The organism is Psychrobacter sp. L7, assembly GCF_002810365.1.
GTDB classification, from domain to species: Bacteria; Pseudomonadota; Gammaproteobacteria; order Pseudomonadales; family Moraxellaceae; genus Psychrobacter; species Psychrobacter celer.
On the sequence record NZ_NEXR01000004.1, the window covers coordinates 243791 to 262032 of the forward strand.

At 41.5% G+C, this 18242-nt stretch carries 21 protein-coding genes; 7 read left to right on the forward strand and 14 right to left on the reverse strand.

Features of this window, described 5'->3' with window-relative positions; translation table 11 throughout:
• Positions 1 to 2: 2 nt before the first annotated feature.
• Positions 3 to 143 carry an entericidin A/B family lipoprotein gene (locus CAP50_RS06950; protein ID WP_075102429.1) on the reverse strand — a complete coding sequence of 47 codons (141 nt, stop codon included), beginning with the start codon at positions 141 to 143 and terminating at the stop codon, positions 3 to 5.
• A 402-nt stretch (positions 144 to 545) separates the two neighbouring features.
• Here CAP50_RS06950 and CAP50_RS06955 point away from each other — a divergent pair, with 402 nt between their 5' ends.
• Complete coding sequence (locus tag CAP50_RS06955; protein WP_100749501.1) at positions 546 to 1097, forward strand: tRNA (cytidine(34)-2'-O)-methyltransferase; 552 nt, start codon at positions 546 to 548, stop codon at positions 1095 to 1097.
• Positions 1098 to 1129: 32 nt separating this feature from the next.
• On the opposite strand, the gene CAP50_RS06960 is transcribed toward CAP50_RS06955, so the two are convergent.
• The 4 genes from CAP50_RS06960 to tusD form a co-directional block, all read right to left on the reverse strand.
• Positions 1130 to 1474 carry a TusE/DsrC/DsvC family sulfur relay protein gene (locus tag CAP50_RS06960; protein WP_100749502.1) on the reverse strand — a complete coding sequence of 115 codons (345 nt, stop codon included), beginning with the start codon at positions 1472 to 1474 and terminating at the stop codon, positions 1130 to 1132.
• Positions 1471 to 1815, reverse strand: coding sequence for a hypothetical protein (locus CAP50_RS06965; protein ID WP_100749503.1), 345 nt, complete (start codon positions 1813 to 1815; stop codon positions 1471 to 1473). Before CAP50_RS06965 ends, CAP50_RS06960 begins: the two co-directional genes overlap by 4 nt.
• A 128-nt stretch (positions 1816 to 1943) precedes the next feature.
• The gene (locus tag CAP50_RS06970) at positions 1944 to 2267 is read right to left on the reverse strand and encodes a hypothetical protein (protein WP_075102433.1); all 324 of its coding nucleotides are present in this window, start codon (positions 2265 to 2267) and stop codon (positions 1944 to 1946) included.
• Between the two features lie 59 nt (positions 2268 to 2326).
• Positions 2327 to 2734: a sulfurtransferase complex subunit TusD gene (gene tusD, locus CAP50_RS06975; RefSeq protein WP_100749504.1), complete on the reverse strand. Its 408-nt coding sequence runs from the start codon at positions 2732 to 2734 to the stop codon at positions 2327 to 2329.
• A gap of 225 nt (positions 2735 to 2959) precedes the next feature.
• Here tusD and glnE point away from each other — a divergent pair, with 225 nt between their 5' ends.
• From glnE to CAP50_RS06995, 4 genes are all read left to right on the forward strand, one after another.
• Positions 2960 to 5830 carry a bifunctional [glutamate--ammonia ligase]-adenylyl-L-tyrosine phosphorylase/[glutamate--ammonia-ligase] adenylyltransferase gene (gene glnE / locus CAP50_RS06980; RefSeq protein WP_241900684.1) on the forward strand — a complete coding sequence of 957 codons (2871 nt, stop codon included), beginning with the start codon at positions 2960 to 2962 and terminating at the stop codon, positions 5828 to 5830.
• A 190-nt stretch (positions 5831 to 6020) separates the two neighbouring features.
• Positions 6021 to 6950, forward strand: coding sequence for a branched-chain amino acid transaminase (locus tag CAP50_RS06985; protein ID WP_100749505.1), 930 nt, complete (start codon positions 6021 to 6023; stop codon positions 6948 to 6950).
• A gap of 105 nt (positions 6951 to 7055) precedes the next feature.
• On the forward strand, positions 7056 to 7892 hold the full coding sequence (locus tag CAP50_RS06990) for a glycosyl transferase (RefSeq protein ID WP_100749506.1): 837 nt from the start codon (positions 7056 to 7058) through the stop codon (positions 7890 to 7892).
• A 53-nt stretch (positions 7893 to 7945) separates the two neighbouring features.
• Entirely contained in the window at positions 7946 to 8806 is an 861-nt protein-coding gene (locus CAP50_RS06995; RefSeq protein ID WP_100749507.1) for a glycosyltransferase, read from the forward strand.
• A gap of 87 nt (positions 8807 to 8893) precedes the next feature.
• On the opposite strand, the gene rffA is transcribed toward CAP50_RS06995, so the two are convergent.
• The 8 genes from rffA to CAP50_RS07035 all read right to left on the reverse strand — a co-directional run bounded on the left by rffA (position 8894) and on the right by CAP50_RS07035 (position 16075).
• Positions 8894 to 10024, reverse strand: coding sequence for a dTDP-4-amino-4,6-dideoxygalactose transaminase (rffA, locus tag CAP50_RS07000; protein ID WP_100749508.1), 1131 nt, complete (start codon positions 10022 to 10024; stop codon positions 8894 to 8896).
• A complete protein-coding gene (locus CAP50_RS07005) occupies positions 10011 to 10586 on the reverse strand; it encodes an acyltransferase (RefSeq protein ID WP_100749509.1) in 576 nt (191 codons plus the stop codon). Before CAP50_RS07005 ends, rffA begins: the two co-directional genes overlap by 14 nt.
• Position 10587: 1 nt before the next feature.
• A complete protein-coding gene (locus CAP50_RS07010; protein ID WP_100749510.1) occupies positions 10588 to 11625 on the reverse strand; it encodes a TDP-N-acetylfucosamine:lipid II N-acetylfucosaminyltransferase in 1038 nt (345 codons plus the stop codon).
• Entirely contained in the window at positions 11625 to 12497 is an 873-nt protein-coding gene (rfbA, locus tag CAP50_RS07015) for a glucose-1-phosphate thymidylyltransferase RfbA (protein WP_100749511.1), read from the reverse strand. The genes CAP50_RS07010 and rfbA overlap by 1 nt, the downstream gene beginning before the upstream one ends.
• Positions 12494 to 13555, reverse strand: a complete 1062-nt coding sequence (gene rfbB, locus CAP50_RS07020; RefSeq protein ID WP_100749512.1) for a dTDP-glucose 4,6-dehydratase — start codon at positions 13553 to 13555, stop codon at positions 12494 to 12496. The genes rfbA and rfbB overlap by 4 nt, the downstream gene beginning before the upstream one ends.
• A gap of 95 nt (positions 13556 to 13650) precedes the next feature.
• A complete protein-coding gene (locus tag CAP50_RS07025) occupies positions 13651 to 14346 on the reverse strand; it encodes a putative nucleotide-diphospho-sugar transferase (protein WP_100749513.1) in 696 nt (231 codons plus the stop codon).
• Between the two features lie 88 nt (positions 14347 to 14434).
• Entirely contained in the window at positions 14435 to 15193 is a 759-nt protein-coding gene (locus CAP50_RS07030) for a hypothetical protein (protein WP_100749514.1), read from the reverse strand.
• 33 nt (positions 15194 to 15226) lie between these two features.
• Positions 15227 to 16075: a hypothetical protein gene (locus CAP50_RS07035; protein ID WP_100749515.1), complete on the reverse strand. Its 849-nt coding sequence runs from the start codon at positions 16073 to 16075 to the stop codon at positions 15227 to 15229.
• A 111-nt stretch (positions 16076 to 16186) separates the two neighbouring features.
• On the opposite strand from CAP50_RS07035, the gene CAP50_RS07040 reads away from it, so the two are divergent.
• The gene (locus tag CAP50_RS07040) at positions 16187 to 16537 is read left to right on the forward strand and encodes an IS630 transposase-related protein (protein WP_100749516.1); all 351 of its coding nucleotides are present in this window, start codon (positions 16187 to 16189) and stop codon (positions 16535 to 16537) included.
• Positions 16538 to 16874: 337 nt separating this feature from the next.
• Positions 16875 to 17021, forward strand: coding sequence for a transposase (locus CAP50_RS12930; RefSeq protein WP_100749570.1), 147 nt, complete (start codon positions 16875 to 16877; stop codon positions 17019 to 17021).
• 29 nt (positions 17022 to 17050) lie between these two features.
• Here CAP50_RS12930 and CAP50_RS07050 read toward each other — a convergent pair whose 3' ends face one another.
• A complete protein-coding gene (locus tag CAP50_RS07050) occupies positions 17051 to 18220 on the reverse strand; it encodes a nucleotide sugar dehydrogenase (RefSeq protein ID WP_100749517.1) in 1170 nt (389 codons plus the stop codon).
• Between the last annotated feature and the right edge of the window lie 22 nt (positions 18221 to 18242).

The window sequence follows — 18242 nt, forward strand, 5'->3', positions numbered from 1 at the left end:
TATTAGATTTTGTTTTGAACGTCTTGTGCACCGTCAGTTACCGCGTTGCCTGCGCTTTCAACGTCTTGGCCAAGACCTTTAAAGGTGTTGCAACCAGTTAAAACAAACATAGCAGTCAAAGATGCGATGATTACTTTTTTCATAATAATATCCTCAAGATAAATCGATTGTTATAAGTAATGACAGTAACACTTAGTATGGTACCAAGGCTTACTGTAGGGCTGCTAGATAGCAGAGCGAAATGTAGACACTGTCTTGCTATCCGTTACAGACATCATAGTGAAAGTTAAAAACCATGCACAGTATCAAAATGTAATTATTGGCAGTAAACTGTAACTTATGATTACTTACTGATGTTATCTATAGCCGAATTCAAATAAATCGGATATATGGCGATCAAGCCGCTCAGTACGATCAATAAAACGTTGGTTTTTTTGAGTGCTGTGCCTGCGCTGCTCAAGTCTGAGAAAAACAGCTTTTCATCTTACTGTATCGTTTTTATATCAGACTGACTGTATAAAATTTAGACCACTCGCGGAGTTTGTATGACCATTCATGTTGTGCTGGTAGCCCCCAAAATGCCCAGCAATACCGGCAATATCATTCGTTTATGTGCCAATACAGGCGCTCAGCTGCATTTGGTTAGGCCATTAGGGTTTGAGCTTGATGATAAAAAACTGCGCCGTGCAGGACTGGATTATCATGAGTACACGCATATGCAGGTTCACGATGATTGGCCAGCTGCCAGACGTGCGCTACAAGCGGCGGATTGTCATACCATTACTGCTCTGACTACCAAGCTGAGCCAGCCTTTTTATGACTATGATTTTGGCGGACGACAGGATAATGAGACTGGCCAGATGCCAAATATCGCGTTGGTCTTTGGCTCAGAGACGGCTGGTCTGGCGGATGATATCCGAGAGGACATCGGCGCGGCTCATTGGCTGCGCTTGCCGATGCTGGCGGACTCGCGCAGTCTTAATTTGTCCAATAGTGTGGCGATATGCTTGTACGAGATTTGGCGTCAGCAGGGGTTTGTAGGCGACGAAGGGCGCAGTATCGGCTATGAGAGCTTGACGGTGTATGACCCAAAATAGTGCTACTGGCCATGGCCGCTATCAACTACCAACTATAAACAGTTTGGCGGTTTGGGCAAGCCTGCCAAGCGATTGACATGGCGCGCTACCAGTCCTGTGTTAAACAGCTGCTGTAGCTTTTGGTTGCTGATGTCGTATTCGGGCAGGGTTTTTTGTAGCCATTTGATCAGTGGACGGGTGGCTGGTGGGTGGTTGAACTTGGCAAAAAACGCGCGTACCTGTAGTAAAACCTGCAAGTGCTCATCTGCTAACTGTACCTCTAAGGTATCGGCTAGCTGCTGGGCGATGGCAGGCGTCCAGATGGTGTGGTCACATAGATGGCCGTCTTGATCCAATTCAATAGCGGGCTGTGCGGCATGGGTTGTGTTATCGTTCATAGGGCAATGGTCACCACTTTATCAAATTTAGCATGATTGCTATCGATGCTCCCTGTCAGTGCAACCCATTGTTGATCGCTTAGTATTGCACTGAGTTTGGTCTCTAGCTGTAATTGCTCGACGGCGCTGGTCGTGAGCTGCGCGATATCATCGCTCAGCGCATACATAGCCGCGATACCGTCTATATCTTTGTCAGCCAAATAAGCATTGAGCCAGTCGATAAATGCAGCCGTCGTTCCCAATAACAAGATGCTATCACCACGCTGCCAAGTGCGAGACATCTCGTCTGTGCAGCGTCTTAGCGTATCCATGCTGCTATGTAGTTGGTATAAAGTTGCCATGGTAATGTCCAAATCATATTCAGCCGCTTGCGTCTATCGATATCTATCGGTAAGCACAAACGCCAAATGGATGGTTGTTTTGATGTAGTTGTGTGAGCTTGTACAGGTTTTGACAAAGAGTTGAATCGTCAAAAGGTTAAGATTTGCTCGAAGTCTGCTGCAGGTATCACTTCTGGAACTAATATCAGCTGTGAGGCCAGATCAGCAGGCAGCATACCTGTGACCCAGCCGCTAAAGACATCGTCAGGCAGCCACGCCGCTGGCATGTCATAGAGCTCAAGCGATTGTATCATCCCGTGCAAACGTGACTCTGGCTGCATCAGCAAGCCAAAGACAGGTGCATCTAGATACAGCTGCACATCATGACCAAAGGTCGCCAGCGTCAGTGCCAACGCGCAGCCTTCATAGCTGGCCATTTCGGTCGGCGTATGCAGCTTAATCAATAATTTCATAGAAAACTCCTACTTAAATGTGCTGATGAGTTGGGCTGAGCTGATATCGCTTGAGGTGATCAAAACTGTATCAACCGGCCATCAGCCTGCATCATCATTGCCAGCTCACTTAGACCGACCAACGTAAATCCTGCGGCCAGATTATCCCCGCTTAGCTGATGGCGGGCGCTGTTATCGGTATCGCTAATACCGCGACCGAGTGCGGTACTGACGCAGACCGGTAGCGACAGCTGATACTGCTCTGCCAGATTTTGCCATGCTTTGGTCATATCAAGCTGATCTGCCGATTGCCAGCGCAAGCAATTGGCCGTATGTGCGCCGTCGCCATAAAAAAACACGTTTAAGGTATGACTGCTGTCATCTGCTGGGCGCGCGCTGAGATAGGCACGAGCATAACGCAGGGCTAAATGGGCGAGAGGATGGCTGGGATCAGCCGTCACTAACAGCAAAGGGGTCGTGGTGGTCATAGGAGGTCTTATCTATCATTTGTGCTAAAGTGGTTTATGCTACCATAAAGCGGCCAAAAGCAGATAGGATCACTGTGAATGAATGGGGTTTTTTACCAAATCTACCAGATATAGACATATTAGATGTCGTGATGGGTGCTGGTGACTGCTTCGTAATAAAAAATAATAAACTTATGGGCTAGGTTCACGTAGTCTTATCACTCTATGTAAGGAGTTTCTTTTTCTATGTTACCTGCTATGTCTTCACGCTCGACCCATGGTACAGACTATCAGCCGACCGCAGAGCAGTTGCAGATATTACGCACTGCCAGTGAGTTTGCTTATCAGATTTGGGAGAGTCGGACAGTCTCTTGTCAGACGTTTTTGCGTAGCTATCCGCTGGATCAAACCCTCACACGCCAGCAAATCGATGACTTGATCCAAGACTATACGTTGGATGAAAACTACCAACTCGCTGATGAGGCCAAAGTGATGAGTGGTCTTCGCCATCTGCGCACTTTGCTGATGATGCGCTGGATTTGGCAAGACGCGCTGCACATGATAGCGCTTGAGCAATTGACCGATGAGCTGTCGGAGTTTGCAGACGGTTGTATCTCTTTTGCCAAGGATTATACCTATCAGCATCTGATCAAAAAGTACGGCGAGCCGACTTTTATCAACGCGCAAGGTCAAGTACAAACAGACGACATGGCGATTATGGCCATGGGGAAACTTGGCGCGCATGAGCTGAATTTATCCAGCGATATCGACCTTATCTTTGTCCATCAAGCGCGCGGTGAGACCAATGGTGACAAAGCTAAGGGCACACGTAGCATAGACAATAAGCGCTTTATGACAAGGCTTGGTCAAGGCATCATTAAATTGCTTGATAATAATACCGCAGATGGCTTTGTGTTTCGTGTCGATATGCGCCTGCGTCCATGGGGTGATGGCAGCGACTTGGCCATTCATTTGTCTGCGTTACAAAAATACTTTTCATTACACGGGCGCGCGTGGGAGCGGTTTGCTTGGCTCAAGGCTCGTGTGGTCGGTCATATAGAGCCGCCATTTTATGAGCAGATACAAGCGCTCATCAAACCCTTTGTCTTTCGCTATTATGTAGATTATAGTGCGTTTTCGGCGCTCAGAGAGATGAAGTCTTTGATTCAAAACCAAGTGGTTCAGCGCGAGGATTTGGACAATATCAAGCTTGGCGCAGGCGGTATCAGAGATATCGAGTTTATCGTTCAGGCGTTTCAGCTTATCTATGGTGGCAGGCACCCACAGCTACAGATCAAATCCTGCCTGCAAGCGATGCAGGCATTGTACATGCTTGAGTATTTAGAGCGTAGTACCTACGAGCAGCTACAAGCAGCCTATCGGTTTTTGCGCCGACTCGAGCATGGTATTCAGGCAATCAATGACCAGCAGACCCAGCGTCTGCCTCATGATCGGCAGTGGCAGCACAATTTGGCGATTACCCTTGGTTTTGCTAATTGGGAAGGGTTACTAAGTACGCTCAACCATCACCGGCACAATGTCAATGTGCCCTTTGAGCGTATGGTCACCGAGCGGCAGATACCCGACCACGAAGATACCGACCTTGAGCCGGAGCAGCTAGATGAGCAAATCGCCCGCTTAAATGAGGTGTTGACAAAAGACAATCGTGAGCTGCTACAAGGCTTTTGGCAGTCAAAAATGGTCGCCAATCTGAGCGATGAAGCTCGTGAGCGTTTGGATGATGCTTATCCGGTCATTGTCCATGCTTTGCTTGCTCATCAAGAGCAGCAGCAACTGGCAAACACCGCACTGCCGCGGCTCATCTCCTTACTCGAGGCGATTTGCCGCCGCTCTATCTATTTGGTGATGATCGCCGAAAACCCCAACGCCACCATTGAGCTGATTCCGATGCTCTCAGCCAGCCCTTGGATTGCCAAAGAGCTGGCGCAGTATCCGGTGCTACTAGATACTTTTTTGCAGCAGCGCTATCGTCACCTGCCAGACAAGCTTGAGCTACGTGATATTTTGCGGCAACAGTTATTGCGTGTCGAGCCCAATGACGAAGAAAAGCTACTGAGCGTATTGCGACTGTTTAAAAAAAACCAAGTGTTGGCAGTCGCTGCCAGTGATGTATTGGCTGAGCGCCCGATTATGAAGGTGTCAGACTCGTTGACCTATATCGCCGCTGTGGTGCTAGAGGCGGCGCTGGAGCGCGCTTTTGCCGAGATTGTCAAGCGTTATGGTTATCCCATCGGCCAAGATGGTGATCCTGTGACCGAGGCGGACTGCGGCTTTGCCATTATCGGTTATGGCAAACTTGGCGGGCTAGAGCTGTCCTATTCGTCAGATTTGGATTTGGTGTTTTTGCACAAGATAAAAGAGCAGGGCATGACCACGGGCGAAAAATCCGTGAGCGGTATGAAGTTTGCGGCGCGCTTGGTACAAAAGCTAATGAACTACTTAAATACCCAAACCCGAGATGGCCGCGCTTATGAGATTGACATGCGCCTGCGCCCGTCAGGTAATGCTGGCATGATGGTGGTCTCCTGCCATGCGTTCGAGACTTATCAGATGGACAAAGCATGGTCGTGGGAGCACCAAGCGCTGGTGCGAGCGCGAGCGATATGCGGTGATAAGCGAGTGACGGCGCGCTTTTGTGATATTCGCCGAGAGGTGCTATCACTACCGCGCACGATAGAACAGGTGCGCACGGAGGTCACCAGTATGCGTATCAAAATGCAAAAACATCTGGGCACCAGTCAGTGGCAGCAGCAAGCGGGCAAGTTTCATCTGAAACAAGACGCCGGCGGGATCATCGATATTGAGTTTTTGGCACAATTTGCGGTACTGGCCTATTCGCATGATCATCCAAGCCTGACTAAATGGAGCGACAATGTCCGTATATTTGAAGAAATGGCCTTGCTTGGTATCTGGGATCAGCAAGTTTGCCAAGACCTGACCGATGCTTATCTCAGAATACGCGCGGCCACCCATCAGTTGGCACTATCCGAGCAGTCGCTATTGGTCGATGAATCGCTATGGAAGGAGACGCGCGCACTGGTGCAAGATCAGTGGCAGCACTTGATGGGGGTGGATGATGCCGAGGATACGCCTTGAGCATTGAGACAATGTACAAACTACTTATAAAAAATTGACAATTGGTTTTCTTAAACCGATTTTCACAACCAAGATGCATTTTTTACCATAAAAATAGATGCGGTGGTGGTATCATATACGGTTGATAATCACTGTTAAACAAAACCTACTTAAAAAAGTTAGACGTCAGCGCTAGCATAAGGACTATAAAATGAATATGGCAACACAAGAAGGTAAGCTTTGGATGAATGGGACGATGATCGAGCAGCCCGATGCCAGCGTCCACGTACTGACCCATAGCCTACATTATGGCATGGCAGTATTTGAAGGGGTTCGCGCTTACCAAACTGCTGACAACCGTACAGCGATTTTTCGCCTAAAAGAGCACACTGAGCGCTTGATGGGCTCAGCGAAGATTTTTCAGATGGATGTGCCTTTTGATGCAGCGGCGCTTGAGCAAGCCCAAAAAGACGTGGTCAAACAAAACAACTTGGCAGAGGCGTATATCCGTCCGCTGATTTGGGTTGGGGCAGAAAAACTTGGCCTATCATCACGTGATAATAGTATCAATGCCATGGTCGCAGCCTGGCACTGGGGTGCCTATCTTGGTGAAGACGGTATCAAAAACGGTATCCGTGTCAAAACCTCATCCTTTACCCACCACATGACCAATGTGACCATGTGTAAAGCCAAAGCCTCGAGCAACTATCCTGTCTCTATCATGGCCAACCAAGAAGTCACTCGCAATGGTTATGACGAAGCTATCCTAATGGATCCACAAGGTTATGTCTGCCAAGGCGCAGGCGAAAACTTGTTTTTGGTCAAAGACGGTGTGCTACATACGCCAGATCTGGGCGGCGGTGCGCTTGACGGTATCACTCGCCGCACTATCATTCAGTTTGCTGAAGATTTGGGTATTAAAGTCGTTGAGCGCCGCATCACGCGTGACGAGTTTTACTTAGCAGATGAGATCTTTATGACTGGCACGGCTGCCGAAGTGACTCCGATTCGTGAATATGATGATCGCACCATCGGCAATGGTGGCCGTGGTCCGCTGACTGAGAAGCTACAAAGCTTGTACTTCGATGTAGTACATGGCCGTAATGAGCAGTATATGGATTGGCTCAGCTTTATTGATTGATAATAAAGTTACTTTAAAGACCAAGAGGCTGAACATAATTGTTCAGTCTTTTTTTTGTGCTAATATAGCCATCATATTTATTCATACGATCAAAGTGAGCAGTCAATGCTAATAGATTCTAGTACAGCCGATAATAAAAATATCAAACAAATTATTTGTATTAAATGGGGTGCAAAATACGGTGCTCATTATGCCAATAAGCTATACGGCATGGTTTCTCGAAATATTACGCCACCGTTTCGTTTTATCTGTTTTACAGATGACCCTACCGATGTCAGACCTGAAATTGAATGTCAGGAATTACCGCTATTAGATGTGACTATGCCCATTAATACGTTAGGCAAGTGGCCCAAGTCTCGTTTGTGGGGTGAGAAGCTGGGTGATGTCACAGGTGTTGTTTTGTTCTTAGATTTGGATGTGGTGATAGTCGATAGTCTTGATCCATTCTTTGAGTATGGTGAGCCAGATGACGTTATCTTGTCATACAATCCAAGTAATCCTTTAGAGAAACTTGGACAGACCTCATGCTTTAGATTTCAAGTGGGTTCAATGGTTTCTTTACAAGAGAAATTTAAGGCAGATCCGCAAGGTATTGCTGATAAATATCGTTTTGAACAACGCTTTGTGACTCGTAATGTGCCGGGGGGTATAAAGATATTTCCAAAAAAGTGGGTCGCTCATTTTAGACGTAAATGTCGCCAACCTTTCCCTCTAAACTATTTTATCCCACCTAAAATCCCTAAAGGTGCCAGAATAGTTATTTTCCCAGGTGGTTTGTATCCGACAAATGCTATCAATGGACAATATACCTCTAAATCTGCTGATAATGCTGCTGACCATTTAAGACAGCTAAAAGACTCTAAAAACCTTAAGCATCCAATACGTCATTTACGTCACTTTATATTGCCAGTAGGTTGGGTTAAAGAGAACTGGAAAGAATAAAAAACTATTGGTATTGATAAACTGTACAACATCAACATATGGCAGGAGAACCTATGAGTAATGAAATTGTAAAAGTGTTTGTTGGCTGCGATCCTAATAATAGTGATCTAGAGCAGATGATGGTACTAGATTACAGTATAAAAAAGCACACGAGTATGGCGGTTGAAATCGTATGGATGCAGCTTTCTAGTGATCCTGATAGCTTTTGGTATTCAAACCCAGAAAAGGGCGAAGGATGGGATACTCAAAAATGGGCAACGCCTTTTTCGGGGTTCCGCTGGGCAATCCCTGAGTATTGTGATTTTAAAGGCCGTGCAATCTATATGGATGCCGATATGGTTGTGCTTAGCGACTTAAACGATCTGTGGAGTCATCCTATTGAGGGCCAATGTGTTGTTGCTGCTAAAACAAAGGATGCTATTACGCGCCTTTGTACTTGCGTCTGGGATTGCCAGAAAGCGCAAAATGTACTAATGCCTGTAAGTCAGTTGAAAGCTGATCCAGAAGGGCATGATAAGCTGATGAAGCAGTTTAAAGAGCGTCCTGAGTTAATCACCCCTTATATTGATAGCTACAATTGTATTGATGGTGAGGATTTAGAGATTAAAGATATAAAAATCCTTCATTATTCTGATATGGGTACGCAGTTCAGTCACAAGTATTCGATACCACGGTTAGAAAAAGAGGGAGCGAAGCATTGGTTTGATGGAAAAATCATGCCTCATACAAGACAAGAACTTAGCGATTTATTTGATGCCTATTATCAAGAAGCTATAGACGCAGGTTATAGTTTAGAAAACTATCGTGTAGAGCCGTTTGGTGTAATACCTAAGAAGTCACATAAGCGTTATAAGGGTAATAAGATAACGCGTCCATTGAAGAGTGGGTTGTTATCAAAGATTTTTAAGAGATAGAATATAAATAATTCTATATAAAAACCCGCTTTTTTAATAAATAGAGCGGGTTTTTAATTTCAGATTAGTGCAAAAAAAGATAGTTATTTAAGAGTAGAAATCAAGAATCGCTTGTATAACGTTTTTCTGCTCATTACGAGTCATACCATAATAAATTGGTAATCTAAGTAGTCTTTCACTGTGACTGGTTGTATAAGTATCTTCTCCATGCAGTCTGCCACTTTTTTCTCCAGCTACGGATGTATGCAAAGGTACGTAGTGAAAGACAGCAAGTATCCCGCAGTTCTTTAAATGATTTATCAAGTTAGAGCGGGTATGTATGTCAGATACTTTAATATAAAACATATGAGCATTATGTTTACAGTCGCTTGGTACAGTAGCTAGTTCAATTTTACCGTTGGACTGCAGGGTTTTAAGGTTATCGTAGTAATACGACCAAGAGTCTAGACGCGCACTGTTTATCTCATCAGCTTTTTCAAGCTGTCCCCAAAGATAGGCGGCTTGAATATCACTGGGCAGATAACTACTGCCAATATCAACCCACGAGTACTTATCTACCATACCTCTAAAAAACTGACTTCGGTTGGTGCCTTTTTCTCTAATTATCTCGGCTCTTTCTTTAAACCGATCATCATTAATAATTAATAAGCCACCTTCGCCACCGCTTGTATAGTTCTTAGTCTCATGAAAACTATAAGTGCCTATATGTCCAATAGTTCCTAAAGCCTGACCTTTATAAGTACTCATCATGCCTTGAGCAGCATCTTCTATAACATAGATATTATGGCGGTTTGCTATATCCATAATAGTGTCCATCTCACAGGCAACACCTGCATAGTGAACTGGAACAATAGCCTTGGTTCTAGAAGTGATAGCTGATTCTATTTTAGACTCATCGATATTCATCGTATCAGGACGGACATCAATAAAAACCACTTTCGCTCCACGTAAGACAAAAGCATTTGCCGTGCTAACAAAGGTATAGCTAGGCATAATCACTTCATCACCTGGCTGGATGTCTATCAAGAGCGCAGCCATTTCTAATGCAGCTGTGCAAGAAGGAGTAAGTAGCGCTTTTTTACAAGAAAGCTTTTTTTCAAACCAAGAGTGACAGCGCTTAGTAAAGTCTCCATCACCAGACATTTTCTCACTGCGCATGACTTGTAAAACGTACTGGTCTTCATTACCAGTATATGGGGGCTTATTAAATGGAATCATTATTACTTTCTTCTTCTAAAAATGTCTTTTCTAATAATAGTAAGTCCTGCTTTCTATCTTTAACTCTTCTAGCAGGGTTTCCTACGTATATACCCCATGCTTCTGTGCTTTTATTAACTAGTGTCATAGCACCAATTGAGCAGCCTTCAGCTAAATTTACTCCAGGAAAAATAATGGAGCCTGCACCAACTATTACATGTCTACCAATAAATACTGGCTTCTTAGACTCTTTTTTATATTTACTAGGTATGGTTGGGTTCGTAAGTGTGGATCCGCTATAGTCATCTGATTGAGTAAAAATTTGGACCTGATAGGCTATGCCCGAGAAATCACTAAAGACAATGCCTTTCTCACCTCCAGCTACTAAACACATAGGGGCAAAATGAACATTTCTTCCTATGCTTACTTTTCCTGAGATAACACAAAAGTCATCAATTCTTGAGTTATCACCGATTTCAATTTGATCGGCATTATAAATACTAGCTTTATCGCTAATTTTTACATTTTCACCAAGAGACTTAAATCCCATCTCTCTTAATTGCTCAGAGTTTAAATAAGCCATCTTAGAAAAGTTCCGTAAGTTGTTGAATTAAAGTCTCTTTGGAAAAATACTGTTTAATTAATAAAACATTATTTTCGTGGTGATGATAATCTAGATTATTAAAGTTTTTTACATTGTAGACTTTTAAACCTTTATCTAAAAACAACTGCCATTGGCTGGTATCATCACGCATATATACTGTTTTTCCCAAGCCTAGTAAAGTAATGATATTACCTAATGCCTGCTGTCTACTGTTATTAAAAATCCCAATATCGACAGAACCTTGAAACTTTAGGTAGTCATCAAATGGCATGAAGTCTGTCATTGGATAAAACTTATCCCCGAGCAATTCATTTCCTATTTTAATAACTTTTTTGGCATGATTTTGGCCGCTATAGGAGAGTGGTGTGTATACTCGAAAATTATTGTCTTCAAATCGGGCTAATTTTTCAATTATCTCTATATGATTGTTTGTACTATTAGCAGAGTTTCCCAGTTGGATGCTAACCTGGCTCTTGGCCGATTCTTCAACATTAACTGATTTATATATATTACTGGTGTACATTAGGCATTCTTTATACTCACCCTTAGCGCCATACCACTCCCTAGCTAAATTGATATCACCTTGCATATAGGTAACTAGATAGCCCATTTTCTTAATGACAGGTCGTCTATATACTTCTCTGACACGCCATCTGCGATTGCGCTTGTCAAATTTATAAGTGTATAAGTCGTTTCCCCATATTACCCAATAACATTTCTTTAATAGCCAAGGAGATAAAAACAGTAGCTTTACGATGCTTATATTAGCCAGACTATGTAATATTACTTTATCAGCTTGGTGCATCTTGATGAAAATTTGCGAATAATGCTTTAGCTTAGATAGTCTCTTTTTATTGGGAAGTAAGTAAATATTATCAGACTGAGGTATGTCTTTTTCAGCCATACCTTTAGATAGATAAAACTCATGACCATTAAAGTCGAAATTTTCTTTTACAAGCTCTATAAAACTAGGCATGAACTTTTCAGCAGAGCCTATGTGTAATATTTTACGACTCATTATTGTAATACCAAATCTAATAAATATTGACCATAACTATTTTTACTAAGTGCATTGCCGATTTTTTTCAAATCCTCTTTTGTTAACCAACCATTGTGATAAGAAATCTCTTCTAAGCAAGCAATCTTAAATCCTTGACGTTTTTCAATCGTTTGCACGAACATTCCAGCCTCAATTAAACTTTCATGAGTGCCTGTGTCTAACCAAGCAAAGCCCCGTCTTAGCAATTCAACCTTTAGATCTCCACGCTGCATATACATTTGGTTAATAGTGGTGATTTCAAGCTCGCCTCTATCTGAGGGTTTTACCTGTTTAGCAAACTCTACAACATCATTGTCATAAAAGTATAGGCCAGTCACTGCGAAGTTCGACTTAGGGTTGGTAGGTTTTTCTTCTATTGAAATTGCTCTTTTGTCTTCATCAAACTCGACCACTCCAAAACGTTCAGGATCTTTTACCTGATAGCCAAATACAGTAGCTCCAGACTTCTGATTCACCGCATTTCGTAATAAGGGAGTTAGACCGGGTCCATAAAAAATATTATCTCCCAGTACTAAACACACGTTACTGTCGCCGATAAAATCTTCACCAATAATAAATGCTTGTGCTAACCCATCTGGGCTCGGCTGCACTTTGTATGTAATTTCAATGCCTAGCTGGCTACCGTCTCCTAACAAGCGCTTAAACCCATCGATATCTTCGGGTGTACTGATAACCAGTATCTCTCGAATACCTGCTAGCATTAAGACAGATAGTGGATAGTAGATCATCGGTTTATCATAGATTGGCAAAAGCTGTTTGGAAACACCCTTAGTGATTGGATAAAGTCGAGTGCCTGAACCACCTGCTAAGATAATTCCTTTGGTCGTCATGATACTTGTACTCCTAGCCTTTCACGTTTATAGCTGCCATCTTGGACACGGCGACACCAATCTAAATTGTTTAAATACCACTCAACTGTCTTACGAATACCGCTTTCAAAGCTTTCTACTGGAATCCATCCCAAGTCGTTTTTAATCTTGGAGGCATCAATCGCATAGCGTAAGTCATGTCCAGGACGGTCTTTAACAAAAGTAATGAGTTCTTCGTAGGGTTGATTGTTTGATTGTGGTTTTAGTTCATCTAAAATCTGGCAAATAGTTTTAACGACGTCAATATTCTGTTTTTCGTTATGACCACCGATATTATAAGTTTCCCCAGTTGTTCCCTCTGTCAAAACCTTATAAAGTGCTTTCGCATGGTCTTCTACATAAAGCCAGTCACGTATTTGATCGCCCTTGCCATAAATAGGCAGTGCTTTTCCATCTAATGCGTTTAATATGACTAAGGGTATAAGTTTCTCTGGGAAATGATAAGGGCCGTAGTTGTTAGAGCAGTTAGTAGTAACGATAGGTAGCCCATAAGTGCGATACCAAGCACGTACCAAATGATCTGAACTGGCTTTTGATGCAGAGTAGGGAGAACTTGGAGCATAAGGGGTTGATTCAGTAAACAAGTCATGAGTCCCCTCCAAATCTCCATAAACCTCATCAGTGGAAATATGATGAAATCTAAATCGGGACTTTCTGCACACATCTAAGCTTTGCCAGTATTTTCGACTGGCCTCTAGGAGCGTATATGTACCAACAATATTGGTGTTTATAAATTCAGCAGGGCCATCAATTGAGCGATCAACATGTGACTCAGCAGCAAGGTGCATGATTAGGTCAGGTTGGAAGTTGGAAAATGTTTGCTCGATAGCGACTGCATCACATATATCTATTTGCTTGAAAGCATAGTTGGGGCTGCTTTCAACTTCGACCAGTGATTCTAAGTTTCCTGCATAGGTTAATTTATCAATATTTAAAATCTGATGGTCAGTATTCTTGATTAAGTAGCGTATAAGAGCGGACCCGATAAAGCCTGCTCCGCCTGTAATGAGAATTTGCATATAATATCTTCTAAAATTTAGTTGATATGAAATTACGTAATCAGTTGCTGTGCAAGAATTCGCAAAAATAAGCAAAGAATCTTCTTATCAAGAATCTAATTAATAATAGAATATAGAGCAATACCAGTTGCAGCGATAAGAACGACACCCGCTATTCTATTACGACGACGAATTTTCTGACGTCTTAATTTAGTTTGCCCGCGGCTGGCTTGATACTGCTCGATATATATTTCACCCTCATAGTCTTTATCAAAGATTTTGATGTAGCCTGCAGGCAAAGGCTCAACTGAAATTTTATTTTCAAATTTAATCATTGCTTCATCAAGGCTGTCTTGATCAACCTGAGTTTCTTTGCCATCTACTTGCTCAGAGATCCATTGCTTTACTAACGCTTTGGTTAGCTCAGTGTTTCTAAAGAACATAGTACTGGCAAGGTAGTCGTGCGACATACCTGGCATACCTTTGGTTTTATAAAACGCAACATCTGCAGTAATATTATTAAAGTAATGAATTGGTTTTTTAACAATAGCGTCTGCATCTAAATACAAAATATCCTTGTGAGGGAACTTGTCTAAACACTCTAGTACAAAATGTGGTTTAAGGCGTGTGTTGGCTTCCCAATAGCCCGCATCTTCAACTTCACTAAAGTAGTAGCTAATATTAAACTCATCTAGAGAGGACTTTAAACGCATAGCATGTTCTTGATAGTTTGCAGTATAAAAGCAGCAGACAATGAAGCTTTGATTATCGTTACCATTAGTAATAGAGTCGGTTTGAACTAATTTGCTCATAAAATTCTCAATAAGTTAAAAATAAATTGAATGGTTATTTGATAAACTATTAGATGAATAAGGTGGCAGAGTTTCTCTACTTGGTTTTTTATACCCACCATTGTGATTTTTCATCTTTATGTAAGCTTTTTACTAAAGAAAAGGCGGTGTCTAAGGCCTGAACTTTATCAAATACAAATAATAAAATTTTTGCTGCTAACGGGTCTAACTTTTTAAAACCCTCATAACGTTCTCGCATATTTCTAAGCGTATCGTCTGTACCTATACGGAAGTAGGTTAATCCATTATATAAGGTCAAATGCTCGGCATATAGAGAATTTATATTTTCCTCAAGGGTGGTCTTTATGTCTTTCAATCCACACAAGTATGTTTGCGTTTCATATACTTTAAGTGTATTTACTAGTGTAGCCACATTGAGTAAAATCGCAGAGCGTAGAGGATCCGTTAAATGGTCGACAAAAGTATCGCATGCAGATACTATCCAGCGTAAAGATAGACTGTTCAATAAAAAATCAGACTCCGCCTCCCATAACCTTTCAAACTCTTTAAAAGTTTCTTGCAGTTTGTATCCACGGCGTAAAAGAATAATTAATGTGGCATGATAAAAACAGATTTCTGGCTGATTAATAAACTCTGCCTTGACCTTATTAAGATGATCAGATAGATTTTTTATACGCGGTTTGTGAGCATCTTCTACCAATTCAACTTCGTTTTCTGTTAGGATTTTGGTTTTCATATCTGCATAGGATTTATTAGAGTAACTCAATAGAGCTTCGCTGGCACCCAACTTTTTTTCACTAGCAAATAGTAGAACTGCTTTTCTTTTCCATCCAGATAACTCTTTCATTGAGCCATCACTCCTCTTGTTTATTTGAAAGTTCTATATGTTTCTAAATAAACCCTTAGATACAGGAGACTTATTAGTAACTTTAACCCCATGCTGATTATACACTTTACCCATCAAGTCAAATGAGGGTACGATACGATCGGTGATGGCCTTATCAAGTTTACAAGGGGCAATCTCATCTTTACTTTCATAAAATCTAGGTTGGTTGCTATTAATTAAGTCGATGCCGTATAAGTTAATGTGTTTGGCTCCCAAAGTATAAGCCAATTGGGCGGCGACAAAAGCTACCGTGCCAGCTTCAACAAAGCCATTTTCTATATTTAAAGAAACGCCAATAGGTTTAGGGTAGCTTGTAGAATCGATTACAAAGTCTTGATGGTCTTTAAACTTATCCAAAGAAAGTTTTTTCTTAGCTACTTTATTAAGCATAGGAAGAGACTTTAAAAGGCTAGATTTATTATTAACAAGTAACGGTCTATCTACAGGGTAGATGATATTAATAAAGTCGTGATATTTTTCTATGAGTTTAGGTAAGTTCTCTGCAAGCGAGTGTAGAACTGGCTTAGTAATGAACAAGGGTTGACCAGAATATATATTCTCTATGATTTTGGGATTATGTCTAATAAATCTATCATCACTAATCACATAGCCAGTTATTTTAGCAAAGTTAAACTTTTCGAGTAGAGTAATACTGCCATTAACAAAAATAGTAGGGCTATCCAGAAAATCCTTGTCATAATTAATATTACTTATTGAAGGACCAGAGGCTATTATATTGACAGACAAATCCTTATAGCTAACTAAATCGTTTTTCTGTGTAAATCTGACAATAGAATATGAATTATTAAAGGCTTTAATTTCAATACACTTTGGAGGTTTCATAAGATAGACTTTTATTCACAGTTTGGCAATCAAATATATTGTTTAGTATATAGTCTAATCCAAATAAAATCGATACGCTCTTATTAACAATTGCATTTAATGAAATAAACGATGACTTATTCAATCGACTATCGCAAACAGGTACTTTTTAGCATCGCTGATGGTATGACCATACGAGAAGCTGCGCTATTTTATGGACTTAGCACCAGCACCATTCATAGCTGGCAGCAGAACCTAGCTCCTAAAACGACCAGAAATAAAGCATCGACTAAAATACCTGATGACGCCTTGATTGAAGACGTAAAAAGATACCCAGATGATTATAACTATGAAAGAGCTCGCCGCTTGAACTGTAGTCAAACGGGCATCTTTAATGCTCTCAAGAGTCTTGGTATCAGTCAAAAAAAAGACCTTAAAACATCCAAAAGCGTGTCTGATAAAAAGAACGGCTTACCAGAGTAAGCTTGATCACTTAACTCAACAAGGCTATCCCATTGTCTATATATACGCGCGCGGCACGAGATCATTCGTTCTCATGGCTATGCGCCGATAGGTACACCCTGTATCGATAGCTACAGCTGGCAGGCTCCGAGACGAACGAATGTCATCGGAGCTTTCTATGAAAAAATGCTGTTTGCGCTTGATTACTTTGAGCAGAACATCAATAGCAATATATTTTATGACTGGTGTAAGTTCACACTTATTTCAAGTCTCAATGCGTGATCGTTATGGATAACGCTCGATTTCATAAAAGCAGACGTATCCAAAAACTACTTAATAGACTAGACATGGCCATCGTATTCTTTGGCTACCGCCGTACAGCCCTGATCTAAACCCTATCGAGAAGAAGTGGGTACAGGCTAAGTTTCTGCGTCAAGGGTGGATGGAGAATAATCTACCTAAACTGTTTCATGATATGGGCTGTATCGATTTTATAAAGATTTAACTATAGTTCCAGTCTACTTTTTAATAAAACTATTGATCGTTACCAAATAAATCTCTGGTAAATACTTTATCAGCCACGTCATTCAGCTCATCTGCCCTACGGTTAGCGACAATGATATCACTGATAGACTTGAATTCTTCTAGATCCCGAATGACTCTTGAGTTGTAAAATAGACCTTCTTGTAAAGCGGGCTCATATACAACTACCTCAATTCCCTTGGCCTTGATTCGCTTCATCACACCTTGAATAGACGAAGCTCTAAAATTATCTGAGCCACTTTTCATTGTCAATCTATGTACACCGACGATCTTAGGGTTTTTAGAGATTATAGTATTGGCTATAAAGTCTTTACGAGTCTTATTAGAGTCAACAATAGCTTTAATTAGATTGCTTGGAACTTCATCGTAATTGGCCAATAACTGCTTGGTATCTTTTGGTAGGCAGTAGCCACCATAACCAAATGAGGGATTGTTGTAATGACTGCCAATACGTGGGTCTAGCCCTACACCTTCAATAATTTGTCTGGTATCAAGTCCGTAAGTTTGAGCATAAGTATCGAGTTCGTTAAAGTAAGCCACACGCATTGCGAGATAGGTATTTGAAAACAGCTTAATAGCTTCCGCCTCAGTTGATTCAGTATAAAGAATAGGAACATCTTTTTTAATAGCACCCTCAAGCAATAGCGTAGCAAATTGCTTAGCTTTTTCTAGTTGACCACCGATAATAATTCGAGAAGGGTAGAGGTTATCATGTAGAGCTTGACCCTCTCTTAAAAACTCAGGTGAAAATATAATGTTTTTAGTAGATAGACGATCTTTTAGATTTTCGGTGAATCCAACAGGAACCGTAGATTTAATAACGATTAATGCATTTTTATTGACTGCGAGCACCTCATCGATAACTGATTCAACACTTTTGGTGTTAAAAAAATTTGTCTCAGGGTCATAATCGGTTGGAGTAGCAATAATTATGATATCAGCATTTTTATATGCTACTTTTGCCTCTAAAGTTGCATTAAAGTTAATGCTTTTATTGGCTAAGAAGTCTTCAATATCTTTATCTTCAAGAGGTGATTGCTTGAGGTTAAGCAGGTCAGCTCTTTCAGGAACAATATCAACAGCTATGACCTCGTTATGTTGTGCAAGCAACATAGCGTTAGATAATCCGACATAGCCTGTACCTACTACGGTGATATTCATGAAGAGTCCAATTTTATAGGTG

Excerpts from the sequence above, each read along its gene's own strand:
- CAP50_RS06950 (WP_075102429.1), bottom strand. The coding sequence starts at position 143 with ATGAAAAAAGTAATCATCGCATCTTTGACTGCTATGTTTGTTTTAACT.
- CAP50_RS06955 (WP_100749501.1), top strand. The coding sequence starts at position 546 with ATGACCATTCATGTTGTGCTGGTAGCCCCCAAAATGCCCAGCAATACC.
- CAP50_RS06960 (WP_100749502.1), bottom strand. The coding sequence starts at position 1,474 with ATGAACGATAACACAACCCATGCCGCACAGCCCGCTATTGAATTGGAT.
- CAP50_RS06965 (WP_100749503.1), bottom strand. The coding sequence starts at position 1,815 with ATGGCAACTTTATACCAACTACATAGCAGCATGGATACGCTAAGACGC.
- CAP50_RS06970 (WP_075102433.1), bottom strand. The coding sequence starts at position 2,267 with ATGAAATTATTGATTAAGCTGCATACGCCGACCGAAATGGCCAGCTAT.
- tusD (WP_100749504.1), bottom strand. The coding sequence starts at position 2,734 with ATGACCACCACGACCCCTTTGCTGTTAGTGACGGCTGATCCCAGCCAT.
- glnE (WP_241900684.1), top strand. The coding sequence starts at position 2,960 with ATGTTACCTGCTATGTCTTCACGCTCGACCCATGGTACAGACTATCAG.
- CAP50_RS06985 (WP_100749505.1), top strand. The coding sequence starts at position 6,021 with ATGAATATGGCAACACAAGAAGGTAAGCTTTGGATGAATGGGACGATG.
- CAP50_RS06990 (WP_100749506.1), top strand. The coding sequence starts at position 7,056 with ATGCTAATAGATTCTAGTACAGCCGATAATAAAAATATCAAACAAATT.
- CAP50_RS06995 (WP_100749507.1), top strand. The coding sequence starts at position 7,946 with ATGAGTAATGAAATTGTAAAAGTGTTTGTTGGCTGCGATCCTAATAAT.
- rffA (WP_100749508.1), bottom strand. The coding sequence starts at position 10,024 with ATGATTCCATTTAATAAGCCCCCATATACTGGTAATGAAGACCAGTAC.
- CAP50_RS07005 (WP_100749509.1), bottom strand. The coding sequence starts at position 10,586 with ATGGCTTATTTAAACTCTGAGCAATTAAGAGAGATGGGATTTAAGTCT.
- CAP50_RS07010 (WP_100749510.1), bottom strand. The coding sequence starts at position 11,625 with ATGAGTCGTAAAATATTACACATAGGCTCTGCTGAAAAGTTCATGCCT.
- rfbA (WP_100749511.1), bottom strand. The coding sequence starts at position 12,497 with ATGACGACCAAAGGAATTATCTTAGCAGGTGGTTCAGGCACTCGACTT.
- rfbB (WP_100749512.1), bottom strand. The coding sequence starts at position 13,555 with ATGCAAATTCTCATTACAGGCGGAGCAGGCTTTATCGGGTCCGCTCTT.
- CAP50_RS07025 (WP_100749513.1), bottom strand. The coding sequence starts at position 14,346 with ATGAGCAAATTAGTTCAAACCGACTCTATTACTAATGGTAACGATAAT.
- CAP50_RS07030 (WP_100749514.1), bottom strand. The coding sequence starts at position 15,193 with ATGAAAGAGTTATCTGGATGGAAAAGAAAAGCAGTTCTACTATTTGCT.
- CAP50_RS07035 (WP_100749515.1), bottom strand. The coding sequence starts at position 16,075 with ATGAAACCTCCAAAGTGTATTGAAATTAAAGCCTTTAATAATTCATAT.
- CAP50_RS07040 (WP_100749516.1), top strand. The coding sequence starts at position 16,187 with ATGACTTATTCAATCGACTATCGCAAACAGGTACTTTTTAGCATCGCT.
- CAP50_RS07050 (WP_100749517.1), bottom strand. The coding sequence starts at position 18,220 with ATGAATATCACCGTAGTAGGTACAGGCTATGTCGGATTATCTAACGCT.